The sequence below is a fragment of the Streptomyces sp. NPDC048483 genome (assembly GCF_040651455.1).
Taxonomy (GTDB): Bacteria; Actinomycetota; Actinomycetes; order Streptomycetales; family Streptomycetaceae; genus Streptomyces.
The window spans coordinates 18,441-30,238 of sequence record NZ_JBEZJZ010000098.1 but is presented as its reverse complement, the minus strand read 5'-3'; the positions used below and the strand labels follow the sequence as shown (position 1 = coordinate 30,238).

The window sequence follows — 11,798 nt, the reverse complement described above, 5'->3', positions numbered from 1 at the left end:
GCCCCGGCCCCCACGGCCACCCCGGCCCCCACCGGCACGGGCTCCGCCACCGGCGCGCCCGGCATCGAGGCACGCGGGCCGAACAACGAGGTGGCCGGCGCAGCGGACATCACCGCCGACACGATGCGGGAGGTCTTCGAGACCAACGTCTTCGGCACAGTACGCGTCACCCACGCGTTCCTGCCGCTGCTGCAGCGGTCCGCGTCGCCGGTCGTGGTCAACGTCAGCAGCGGCCTGGCCTCGCTCGCGCACGCGGCCGACCCGGGCCACCCCGCCGCCGCCTACCCGGGGGTCGCGTACCCGGCTTCGAAGACCGCGGTCAACATGATCACCGTGCAGTACGCGAAGGCGTTCCCGGGCATGCGGATCAACGCGGTGGAGCCCGGCTTCACCAAGACGGATCTGAACGGGAACACCGGGGTCCAGACGGTCGAGGAGGGCGCCGAGATCATCGTCCGCATGGCACAGGCGGGCCCGGAGGACCCCACCGGTGGGTACTTCGATGCGGCGGGGTCATTGCCCTGGTAGGCGTCTGGAGCGCCGGCGGTCAGACACCGTGACAGCGACCGTGACAGTGCGCCTGACGTGGCGAACCCCGCAGGCTGAAGCCGCACCATCGGTGAGGGAGCATCGGTGAGGCAGCATCGGTGAGGCAGCATCGGTGCGTAGGTATGGCCGAGGGAGCAACGAGGCCGGAGCTTTGGCGTCGTCTCGCAGCTCGCTCCCCGCACACCACCAGTGAAGCGCGCAGTCACAGCCCCGTACGGCACGTGGTGGAATGGCTGCCGGCCAGGGCCGGTGGCGTGGCAGGGTGGAGGCATGTGCGGCCGATACGTCTCCACCCGCCGTCCGCAGGATCTGGTCGACCTGTTCGACGTCACGCGCTGGGACCCCGACCAGGCTCTGGCCCCGAGCTGGAACGTGGCCCCGACCGACCACGTGTGGTCGGTACTGGAACGCGTCGAGCGCGACACCGGCGAGATCACCCGGCAGCTGCGGCCGCTGCGCTGGGGCCTGGTGCCCTCGTGGGCGAAGAGCCTGAACACGGGCGCGAAAATGATCAACGCGAGGGTGGAGACCGTCGCCGAGAAACCGGCCTACCGCCGGGCGTTCGCCAAGCGCCGTTGCCTTTTGCCGGCGGACGGCTTCTACGAGTGGCAGGCCGTCGCGGCAACCGATACCGCCAAGGCCCGCAAGCAGCCTTACTTCATCAGCCCCGAAGACAGCCAGGTCATGGCGCTCGCCGGCCTCTACGAGTTCTGGCGCGACCCGGACGTGTCCGACGACCACGCCCCGGGGGCGTGGTGGACCACCTGCACCATCATCACGACCGAAGCCACCGACGCCGCCGGACGCGTGCACCCCCGCATGCCCCTCGCCATCGCCCCTGCTGACTGGAGCACCTGGCTCGACCCTGCCCACCATGAACCCGGCGAACTGCGCGGCTTGCTGGCTGCCCCCGCCGCCGGCCACCTGGACGCCCGTGCGGTGTCCACCGCGGTCAACAACGTACGCAACAACGGCCCTCAGCTCCTGGACAGTGCCGCTGACGGCCTCGCCGGCACCTGACGGCAGGTGTTCGTCGGGCGGTCGGCAGCGCCGGCGCCGGACGGCGGGACGGAGTCCCGGCCCCGGCGCCGCTCCAGGTCCGGCGGCTCACCAGAGGCGCCTGCGCGTCCCCAACCGGTCGGCGGGCGCCGCTGCTCCGGTCACATCGCGTGGGGCGGTCGCCTGCCAGGCGGTGAACAGCGGGACCTCGCCGCTGCCGTCGAGCACCGCCAGGCCGAAGGGACGGTCGAAGGCGATGTGGTGGATGCGCCGCGGCTGCGGCCGTGCGCAGCCAAAGCCCATCATCACGACGGTGGCTGCAGCGGCCTCGACGCCCTTCTCCGCGACCTTCACCACACACTCCTGGACGACCTTGCCGATCTTCAGCCGCTCCGGGGACATCGCCGAGAAGTCGGCGTCATCCGTGGTCGCCACGCGCACGCCCAGTGCCGTGAGGTGGTCCACTGCATCGAGGGTCGTCCGCAGCTCCAGCCGCGGCAGCGCGATGCTCACCTCATCGGCTTCGAAAGCGGAGCGCGCTGCGGGCGGTGCCCAGGCCGCAGGGAGCACACGGGCGGCAGGGGCTTCCGGCGCGCCGAGTACGAGCCGTACCACTGTGGGGAGCCCGCCCTCCCCGGCCGCGCAGCGCAGCTCCACCACCGTGGCGGGCAGGCCGCCGTCGGACGGTACGGACCAGGCATCGGTGACGCGAACCGTCCGGAACATCGTCGGCAGCCGATGCCGCACACCCGCCGCATCGGTGAAATTCCGCTCCGCGGTGAGCTCGGGGTCGAACGGCGACTCCCAGCGGGCCTTCAGCGCCAGCGCATTGACCAGCAGAAAGGCTGTGTCCGGGCCAGGCTTCACCGGCAGTTCCTGGATCAGGCCGCCGGTCGCCTCTCTGACCCAGGCGTCGATCCCGGACAGGTCGTCCGGGTCGAGGTGGCCGAAGCCGATGTCGGGCAGCGCTTCCCGGAAAGCACGATAGAGGGGTGTACGGGCCCACGCACCGGTCGCGACGGCGAGGGCGTCCGTATGCGCCAGCGCGCGGGCCACCTCGGTGAGGGCACTCGCGGCTTCCTCGCCGGCCGTGCCGAGCAGGCCCCGCAGCTCCTGCTCCGTATCGCCGTTCGCACCTGCGGCGACGGCCGACAGCGCGAGCCACAGCCCAGCAGGCGAGCAGGCGAAGTCCCCGCCGCCGGAGCGTACGACCTCATCGGCGGCCACCACCTCCAGCCACCGCTCCGCGAGCCCACGGATCGCCGCCCCGTGGCCTATGAGCGCCCCGGCCTCTGTCGTCATACCGTTCCCCCTCCATTGCACCGTCAGGTGTCGCGATGCAGAACCGTACGACAGATCTCACACCGGTGCTCACATCAGGAGGCGTTGCGGAGATTCAGCACCCCGACGGCCATCGGACCGGGTGAGGAATCCGGATCCCCCAGCCGGCCCGCCGGCCGACGTCGGTCCGCATGATCAGACCCTTGTGTCAAGCTGCTGATGCAGTAAGTCCGTTGAACGAAGGGCACGTCGCGTGCATCAGACCGCCGTCAAGACCGCTTTCGGGCTGACTGACCCGTCCGTCATTCCCGCGCTCATCGCGCGGCTGCGGACCGACGTCCTCTCCTTGCTGCGCGACGGGGACGAGCTGCCGGACCGTCTCCTGGAGGCCGTCCTCGCGTCCGGCGACCGGGAGCTGTGCACGGCGTTCGCGAGCAACTCCCACCGCGATGCGTGCGATCCGGCATTCCGGCTGCGTCTGGCAGGGCTCGGCCGTCCGGAGAACGGGTGGGCTCTGTGGCAGCACTGGGACGTGCGGGCCGCGGTCCTGGCGGCCGCCGACCCGGCCGACCCCGGCTGGTACGCGCCGGGCGGGCTCGTCGAGACGCTGCTCAAGAGTGAGGTGAAGGGAATACTCACACCCGCTCTGGAGGGTCCGTTCCCGGAGCTCGTGGCACGCGCCCTTGCCCAGTCCGCGCGGCAACTGCCGCTGCCCGTCGTACTGGACGCATGTGGTGTGCTCCTCGCCTGCGGCGGCGGAGCGGAATCACTGGTCGGCCTGGCCGGGGCCGTTGAGAACGCAGCCCACCCCGGTCTCCCCGAGCTGCTGCGGGAAGCCGCCGTCGCGCCCGACCCCGCCTCGTTCCTCCGGGACCGCCGCGTACCCGGGGAGTGGGAAGACCCGGAAGCGGTCGCCCAGCTGCGGGGTATACGCACCGGCATCAGACGGAGCGGCGCCCCGCTGAACTGGGACCTGATGCGGAAGGAGCACGAACGGTGGCCGTTCACCCCGAACGTGCTGATCACCCTGAGCCAGTGGCCCGACTGCCCCGAGGACCTGGCCATGGCGGGCTTTCGCGCGTACCCCCGAACGTCCGCCGCTCACGCGGCACGGCTGCCCATGGACGTACTCCTCGGCCGCCCCGCCCGCGCAGGGCGGTTCGACATCGCCGCTCTCCTCAGGCGCGGCATACCGGAAGGGTGGCTGCCGGTCGAACGCATCCTGGCCGAAGCGGCACCCGCCCGGAGCTTCCTCGCCGCGCTCCCGTACGACCACGAGCCGACCCGCCGGGCCGTCGTCGAGCTGCTCGCCCCGCTCGGTTCCGATCCGGCCAGTTGGCTGACCCTGTACGCCCGCCTGCCGACGTTCGAGGGGTCCGCCACCGCGCTGGTCGCCGAGGCATGCTCGTCGACCGAACGTCACACCCGGTGGCCCCAGCCGTTGGACGCGGACTTCCCCGCGAAGGAGCCGGACGGTGCCCGCGCCGTGTTCCAGCAGCTGTACAGCTGCGCGCCGGAGGAGGTGCAGCTCAGTCTCGTACCGCACCTCGACATGCGGGCCGTCCAACATCTGCTCGTCTCCGGTAGTCCCTCGAAGAGGCTCTACGGCGAGGTGGTCGCCGTCCACGGCACTGCGGCCCTGGAGGCGCACGCCTCCGACTGGTCCCTGCCTGTCGAGGAGCGGGAAGCACTCCTCGATGTCGACGAACCCGGCGTCAACGCACGGCTGTACGCGTACTGCAGAAACATCACACCGGCGGAACGGGTGAGGATCCTCGCAAGCCGGGGCCGACACGGTGGCGAGGAGTTGATCGCCCCCCGAAGCGACCTCGACCTCGGCCACTACCGCGACTGGGTCGCTGCGGGCCTCGGATCCGGCGACCTCGAGGTCGCCCGGGTCATCGTGCACCAGATCAAGCTGCGGACCGAGGCCGGCCGTCTCCGCGTGGCCATCGCGTTGTGGGAGCAACAGGGGCCGGACGCAGTCCGGCGACTCATGGACCCGGTCGGCGGCGAGGAGTATCACCCGTGGCCGGAACCCACGCAGCGTGCCGTGCACCAGGCCCTGGACGGTCCCGACGGACTCGACGTGCTGCGCCGACGGCTTGCGGCCGAGGAGAACCCCGAGCGGGTGATCGCCTCCCTGCGCCAACAGACCCGCGTCTACGGCGCAGGCGTCCACTGGATCGTCTCCGAGGGCGGCACGCTGCCCTGGGCGGAGCTGCGGCGCGCGCACGCCGCGGACCCCTTCCCCGACGAGCCCCTGTGGGTACTCACCAGAGAGCCCGACTGCCCCCACGCCATGCTCCTGGAGGCTTTGCGGGAGGGGCCTTTGGTAAGACAGGGGCACACCGCCGATTCGGTGGTGCGCGCGCTCGACCGAGGAACTCTGACCCCGGACGACGTGCTGCGGCACGCGCGCCCGGCCCAGCAGGCATTCGACTTCCTCACCGGTACGGGCTCATGGCGGCGCATCACCGCGCCTGCATGGGCACAACCATGCACTCTGGCGGCCGAGTTGACCGCAGCACATCTCGGTGCGGACGTCGAGGCCTGGGCCATAGCCCTCCACATGATGCCCGAGTTCCACGGCACCATCCCGGAACTCCTCGCCACGTCCGGCGCCGTGGCAAGCTGACCCGCCGCAGCGCTGACCCGCCGCAGCGCCGGCAGGCACCCAGGCGCCTCGGCCATCGGCCGCGGCGTCCGGGTGCCCCCGGGACGATCAAGTCCGAAGTGGTCGGTCGCGTGCGGTGGCCGACTGGACGGTGGGCGTGCTGGTTCCCAGCGATGCCATTGCCGAGGCGCGCCACGGCAATGGCATGCTCCTCGCTATGTATGAAGATCCGCAGGGCAAGACAACGCCAACGGCGTTGAAGACAAAGTCGGGACTGTGGGGGCGTATCGCGTGTAGCTGGGCGGTTGCTTTCGCCATGCTTCATTTCTACTGGGCGCTGGGCGGCAGCTGGGGCCTGAGTTCCTCGGCGGGGCCCCTGGCCGAGGAACTCCCCGGGTGGTTCGTGGCGGTGGGCTTGTGGGGCGTGGGAATACTCTGCCTTGTCGGCGGTGCACTGGGATGGCTTCTCGCCAGGCCACGGCCTCGTGGCCTGGCAGGACGGGCGGTCAAGGCGCTGGGGTGGTGTGCCTGCGCTGTGCTGCTGCTGCGCGGCCTCGCCATCGAGGTGCTGCTGCTGACCGACGCAGCGGGCCAGGAGATCGACGTCAGCCCGGAACAGCGGCTGTGGTCGCTGGTGCTGTGGAATCCCTGGTTCCTGATCGGCGGTCTCGTCTATGGCCTGGCCGCACGGGAGTTTGGAAGAGCGGAGCGCCCAGGTAACGACGCCGACTGACAGCACGTCAGGGAACGCGACGCGAACAGAATGCCGACGGCCGCCAGGAGTGACCCGCCGCAACCTCGATGTCGTCGAAGGCGGGGGCCGGGTGGAAGGGGAGTTCGTCGTGGGGCCAGGCGGGGGCCGGTCGGCTCCTGGCCCGAGGGCCGAGGGCCGACCATCAGGGTGCATAGGGCCAGTCATGTCCTCGCCCTATGCACCCTGATGTGCAGCGCGGTGCGACCGGCCCGGACGGAAGCCCAGAAGCGGGATCCGGCGACGGTCCCGCCGTCACCGGGACCGTCGCAGCCGCCCGGAATCAGTTTTCCTCCGTCCTGGCCGGCTGCTGATGCTGGTGCGGTTCCGCACCCCTGACCGGGGTGTTTCGTATGTTTCGAGGTGACGACGTATCTCCCAGGCCCAGTAACCGTTCTTCCAGGGCTCTGCCCGCGGACCCCTGCGCGTACTGCTGCGCGCGGTCGTGCTGTCCGCTGTGAAGACGGTGTTCCCGATGGCCTGGGCTCCGTGACATCACCTTGTGCGCAGTAGGCGTACACGGGCCCTGGCCTGCCCGTTTTCCTACTGCCAGAACAGGAACCCCTTCCCCGTGTCCTCCGACACCCGCACCGCCGTGCCCGGCACCGGCGCCTCCTCCACCGCCCCAGGCGTGCCCGGTCGATGGCGCTGGCCGTGGTGCTGACCGCAGAGCCGATGAACGCCCTGGACGGGTCGGTCGTCTACACCGCACTGCCGTCCATCCAGGCCGACACCGGCTCCTCCGCCGCCGCGTTGCAGAGGATCCACGCCGCGTACGCCCTGACGTTCGCCCTCGGGCTGGCCACCGGCGGACGGCTCGGCGACCTCTACGGCCGCACACGCGCCTTCCTGCTGGGCACCGGCGTCTTCACCGCCGCATCGCTGCTGTGCGGCCTCGCCGCCGACCCGGGACTGCGCTGATCGCCGCCCGCGTCCTCCAAGGCGCCGGGGCGGCGGGGCGCCGGTGATGGTCCCGCAGGTCCTGGCCACCCTGCACGTCACCTTCGCCGAAGGCTCCCGTGCCAAGGCGTTCGGGCTGTACGGGGCCGTCATGTCCGTCGGTGGCGTGGCCGGGCCCGTCCTTGGCGGCGTCCTCACCCAGGCCGACCTGTTCGGCCTCGGCTGGCGCCCGATCTTCCTGATCAACCTGCCCATCGGCCTCTGCACGATCCTGCTCGGCCGCCGCTTCTCACCGAGTCCCGAGCCGACCGCGCCCTGCGCCCGGACCCCCTCGGCATGGCGCTCGCCCTGCCCGCTCTGCGCGCCCCACGCTTCCCCCGCCGTCGGGCCCTGCTGACGAGTGCGTCGCGCACACCGTCCATCACGCACCGCACCAGGTCAGCGAACTGGGCAGCGTGCGCGCTCGATTCCCTCACGCCGCGTCCTGGGCAGGCCTCTGGGTCTGCCACGCAGTGATCCGGTTGATGATGAGGACGATCAGCCCGCCGGCGGCCAATTCGAGCACCATGCCCAGGGTGGACAGGTTCGCGGCGCTGCGCAGCCCCTGCTCGGTGATCTCCTCCCCCAGGTAGAACCGCAGGTAGGCCCGGCTGATGATGGTGCTGGCCACCCACGACGCCCACCAGGCGATGATCAGGCCGCCGCGGGCCGGCCGCCGGGACGCGCTGGCCCGCCAGATGTCCCACACGACCTGGTACGGGAACCGCAGGTTGGCCACCCGAGCGAACCAGCCGCCGACCACCCAGCCCCGGGACCGGCGCTGCGCGGTGGGGCCGCCCAACAGCTCGGCGTTGATCCGCGCCCGCCACAACCAGACCAGGAACACCACGCCGGCCGCGATATACACCACGAGCGTAGGTATCGACACGAACGACGAGAAGGTGTCGGCCGCCTCGAGGTCCACGATCGTCGATGCCCCGGTCAAGTAGTCGTGGACGACAAGGTAGTTGCGCCAGTCGGACACCGTGATCAATACGTCGCCCACGAGCGCCAACAAGATCAGTGTTGCCGCGGCGGTGGCCGGGCGGGTCAACGGCCTGTGCTGCTGCTCACCGGCCGGACTTGCGCCTGTGGGTGTGCCCTGCAGTGGACCGTCCATGATTCCCCCCGGAAGCGCATGCGTCGCTGGACATGTCCTGGGCCGGGGGGACGTTACTCCGCGCCGCCCTGGCCTGTCCCGGCTTTACGGATCCCCACGCACGCCGGGGCGGCCTTTTCCCGGCGATGACGGCAAAGATGACCTCTACCCCTCGAACACCCCGATATTCAGGTGCTCTTGCCGTCCACCACCCCGGCCCCCGACTCCGCCCTCCCGGCTCATCCGGGCTCCGGCTCCATCAAAGGGCTCGTCCACCTGCACCATGAGTCAGCGTGAACAAGCCACTGATCCATAGCTTTTGACCATTCCCGCCCACCGGACTTCCCGCTTCCTGCAACGCGAGGCTAACGCCTGCTCGCGGCTACCGCGACAATGCCGGCCAGGACTGCGAGTACCACACACAACGGCGAGTACAGGAAAGTGTTCAACCGCTGGAATTCGCTGGCGGCTCCGGAGTTCATGAAGTATCCACCCAGGCCACGAGCGAGCAGAACCACCGCCAGGCCGTACATGCCCACCAACCGCAGCCAGTCCGGGCCGATCAGCAGGATGGACTCGTTGACCATGAGGGTGAGCACTGCGCCACCGATCAGTGCCAGACCCACCAGAACGGTGCTCGGTGCCGACGGCATCACGCCGTCGTCGCTGCCACCAATCGTCTTGGTAAACGTCACTACATCTTTGAACGGCCATGGAGAGAAGGCCCAGATGAAGTGCAATACCCCGATCGCCATAAGGACAATCGCTAACACCATAGGGACCACAGTGCGGACCATATCCAGTGCCTCCAACTCAGGCCCAAAGCGCGTACGAAGCGACTACGGCAACAGCACTCCCCCACACGCAGTTGGCCGTACAGACCCATCTCTTACGCCACGCGGCAGCGGGGCGCATTCACTTTCTGACGCAAAGGAACTCACAGGCCAGCTTGGCATGGATGATGTTACGCGGTCTGGGCGAGGAAAACGCGGGTACAGGGTGCGAGGTGGGTCACGTCGGCCCGGCATCAAGTCGACGTGTCTTCATACGAGTTGACGCGGACGGCGGGAGGCGGCCAGTGCACAGGCGAGTTCTCCTCGCCCCCTCACCGATGCCGGTGGCTAAGCGAGTTCCGCACTCAGGAGCACACATGAACAGCGGGGACGTCATCGAAGCGGTCGCCGCTGCCGCTCTCGTAAGCCGGCACAATTCCGAAGAGCCGGATCGCGATCGACCCCGAAGACGGGCCGAAAGCCCGTGGTGTGACTGCACTCTCGCGCAGAGGTCGCGGTGACAGTGGTCAGGAGGTCGCGCGAAGGCGGCGTTCCTCGGCTTCAGCAGGAGTGTCGTAGTAGCCAGGTCGGGCCATCAGGACCGAGCTGAAGTAATAGCCTTGATGCTCGTCGGGATCGTCGCCGGCGAAGGGTCGCCAGAGGCTGAGCAGGAGATCGGGAGCGACGAAGGAAGCAGCGTCATCTGGGTCTTCTTCGACTGTCGCATGTTCGCCTATGAGCTCAACAACCTCGCGGGCCGACAGAGCGAACACGTCGATGTCACGGAAGAGAACCCTGTCGACGGTGTTTACCGGGCGCCAGAGTTCGGCCGCCATGAGCGCGCCACCCATGCAGTCAATGCTGATCATCAGCCCGCTGGGGCGGAAGATGCGTTGCCCCAGACTGTCGGACGGCGACAGTGAGTCGGGGACGCGAAGCGAGTCCCATGCGGTGTCGGCCTCGTCTCGCGGCATGCCGATCCGCAGCGGACCGATGCCGGTGGGCGGGTCGAGGATGAAGTCCATGCGGGCATGATGCCAAACGGCACTGTCACTGCTGGTATGGGTCAGGTGAGCGGTCCTGGCCGGCCGGGCCAACCCGCCGGCCGGCATGGCAGCATCACGCCCGCCGCGACACACCGGCGGAAACGGTGTACGCACCACCTCGTCAACTCCCGGCAAGAGAGGACTCGGTGGGCCGCAGTCGGACCCGCGCGGTGGACGGTACCGCTCGGACCGGGGCATCGGCCTCGAGCGGCCGGTAGCCGCTCCCGTCGGGCGCCTCGTATTCCCAGTCCAGCGAACGCGCGAACACGCCGGTGATGGGGTGGTCGCGGTAGTACCGGGTCCAGTCCGGCCAGAGCCAGGTGCGGTTCTCGCCGGCCAGGGTGGCAAGCCGGAGCCGCTCCGCAGCCAGCGTCCTCTCCATGTCCTGGGCGTGGCGCCGTACGGCGTCGACGCTGTCGGCGCGGGTCCGGGTTTTGTAGCCATGGGGAGAGCGGAACGGCGCCGTGGTGCGTGTGGTGGTGCCGTCCTCGTCGGTCCAGTCCACGGTCACGCGTCCGGTGTCGTGCACGGTGATGACCGCGTCGAGGGCGGCGTTCCACCACAGTGCGCCGCGGCCGATCCAGCCGATCGTCAATGTCCTGTCAGGTTCCAGTCCGTGGCGGGACACGGTGCGTTCGGCCAGCTCGTGCGGCGGGACGACGAGGCGGGCGGCGGCCTTTTTCACGGACTTCACCAGTACCTTGTGCGGATGCTGGGAGGGGGTGACCCAGTAGTGCAGGGTCCACAGCTCCTCCATCGCGGCCGGGCCGGGCAGTTCGCCCAGGGCCGTGAAGGTGGCGCCGGCGAGATCGTCGTCCGCGCGGTAGTAGGTGTCCATGGCCTGGGCGTTCTTACGGGCCACCATGGCCAGGTCGGCGGCCAGTTCGGAGGTGTCCCCCCGGAGCCAGCCGGCGGCTAGCGTGACGCCGATCGCCGGACTCCGGGCCGGGGAGGGTGCCCTGCTCTGCCCGATGTCCTGGATGATGTGCCGGGGGTCTGTCATATCGTGGAAGGAGCCACCCTGGGCCAGTTCCCGGACCAGGTACCGGACCAGTTCCTCGGCGCCGTAAGCCTTGAGAAGGGCCTTGGTCCGGCGCTTCCATGTGGTGTCGACCTTGTACCGGTAGTCGAAGAACTGGGCGGCTGCGCCGAGGTGCAGGACCAGTTCCGTCAGTTCCGGTGACAGGTCTGTGAAGCAGTCCCGCGTGCGGTTGCTCCAGTCGTTGCCGGGATCGAGCAGGCTTGCCACGAGATCACTCATGCTGTGATCCTGCCAAAGGGTACTGACATCGGCCGGACCGGAACGCTTCAGCGAAGGCCCCTCACGTGACCTGGCAGGGCGAACGGCTATGTATTGCCGGTCAGCGTGCCTTGATGGAAGTACAGACGCCACCCTGCCGCGGTCCGGCGCCACAGCGAGCTTCGTCGTGCTCGGCGGCCGTTGTGGTCGGAGAGGTATGTCAAGTGAACGATGTCCGGCGCCAGCACCGTCGCTGTCATGTCACTGGTGGCGATGCGATCAGCCGGTGTGTCTGCGGCAGGAGCGATGGCGGTCAGAATCGACACCCCATCCCACCGTCGTCCGGACGCCCCGAACTCGACGAAGTCCGGGTCCAGGAGTTCGGCTGCGAGGGCTGGTGACGCGCGGATATCGGGGTCGAGAAGTTGCAGCTCACCGTCGATAGCGGCCCGTACGGACTGCTCCTCCTCGTCACTCATGGAACAAGCCTAGTGCTGTGATCCC

General features: G+C 69.4%; 12 protein-coding genes. 6 read left to right on the top strand and 6 right to left on the bottom strand.

Annotated features, from left to right (window positions below; translation table 11 throughout):
* Both AB0D04_RS33750 and AB0D04_RS33745 read left to right on the top strand, forming a co-directional pair.
* Positions 1–528, top strand: a 528-nt coding sequence (locus AB0D04_RS33750; RefSeq protein ID WP_362711155.1) for an SDR family NAD(P)-dependent oxidoreductase, incomplete at its 5' end; no start/stop codon positions are given.
* Between the two features lie 291 nt (positions 529–819).
* A complete protein-coding gene (locus AB0D04_RS33745) occupies positions 820–1,569 on the top strand; it encodes an SOS response-associated peptidase (protein ID WP_362711154.1) in 750 nt (249 codons plus the stop codon).
* An 87-nt stretch (positions 1,570–1,656) separates the two neighbouring features.
* Here AB0D04_RS33745 and AB0D04_RS33740 read toward each other — a convergent pair whose 3' ends face one another.
* A complete protein-coding gene (locus AB0D04_RS33740; protein ID WP_362711152.1) occupies positions 1,657–2,850 on the bottom strand; it encodes a serpin family protein in 1,194 nt (397 codons plus the stop codon).
* A 232-nt stretch (positions 2,851–3,082) separates the two neighbouring features.
* On the opposite strand from AB0D04_RS33740, the gene AB0D04_RS33735 reads away from it, so the two are divergent.
* The 4 genes from AB0D04_RS33735 to AB0D04_RS33720 all read left to right on the top strand — a co-directional run bounded on the left by AB0D04_RS33735 (position 3,083) and on the right by AB0D04_RS33720 (position 7,494).
* Positions 3,083–5,467 carry a hypothetical protein gene (locus AB0D04_RS33735; RefSeq protein WP_362711150.1) on the top strand — a complete coding sequence of 795 codons (2,385 nt, stop codon included), beginning with the start codon at positions 3,083–3,085 and terminating at the stop codon, positions 5,465–5,467.
* 115 nt (positions 5,468–5,582) lie between these two features.
* Positions 5,583–6,179, top strand: coding sequence for a DUF3995 domain-containing protein (locus AB0D04_RS33730; RefSeq protein ID WP_362711148.1), 597 nt, complete (start codon positions 5,583–5,585; stop codon positions 6,177–6,179).
* Between the two features lie 660 nt (positions 6,180–6,839).
* Positions 6,840–7,118 carry an MFS transporter gene (locus AB0D04_RS33725; protein ID WP_362711146.1) on the top strand — a complete coding sequence of 93 codons (279 nt, stop codon included), beginning with the start codon at positions 6,840–6,842 and terminating at the stop codon, positions 7,116–7,118.
* A gap of 46 nt (positions 7,119–7,164) precedes the next feature.
* A complete protein-coding gene (locus AB0D04_RS33720) occupies positions 7,165–7,494 on the top strand; it encodes an MFS transporter (protein ID WP_362711144.1) in 330 nt (109 codons plus the stop codon).
* 75 nt (positions 7,495–7,569) lie between these two features.
* Here the strand turns inward: AB0D04_RS33720 and AB0D04_RS33715 are convergent, their stop codons facing one another.
* The 5 genes from AB0D04_RS33715 to AB0D04_RS33695 all read right to left on the bottom strand — a co-directional run bounded on the left by AB0D04_RS33715 (position 7,570) and on the right by AB0D04_RS33695 (position 11,773).
* Positions 7,570–8,190 carry a DUF4328 domain-containing protein gene (locus AB0D04_RS33715; protein ID WP_362711142.1) on the bottom strand — a complete coding sequence of 207 codons (621 nt, stop codon included), beginning with the start codon at positions 8,188–8,190 and terminating at the stop codon, positions 7,570–7,572.
* A gap of 410 nt (positions 8,191–8,600) precedes the next feature.
* Positions 8,601–9,011 carry a DUF3995 domain-containing protein gene (locus AB0D04_RS33710; RefSeq protein WP_362711140.1) on the bottom strand — a complete coding sequence of 137 codons (411 nt, stop codon included), beginning with the start codon at positions 9,009–9,011 and terminating at the stop codon, positions 8,601–8,603.
* A gap of 524 nt (positions 9,012–9,535) precedes the next feature.
* Entirely contained in the window at positions 9,536–10,033 is a 498-nt protein-coding gene (locus AB0D04_RS33705; RefSeq protein ID WP_362711138.1) for a hypothetical protein, read from the bottom strand.
* Positions 10,034–10,175: 142 nt separating this feature from the next.
* Positions 10,176–11,315 (bottom strand): hypothetical protein, encoded by a 1,140-nt coding sequence (locus AB0D04_RS33700; RefSeq protein ID WP_362711136.1) that lies wholly within the window; start codon positions 11,313–11,315, stop codon positions 10,176–10,178.
* Between the two features lie 86 nt (positions 11,316–11,401).
* Complete coding sequence (locus AB0D04_RS33695; RefSeq protein ID WP_362711134.1) at positions 11,402–11,773, bottom strand: DUF4440 domain-containing protein; 372 nt, start codon at positions 11,771–11,773, stop codon at positions 11,402–11,404.
* Positions 11,774–11,798: the final 25 nt, after the last annotated feature.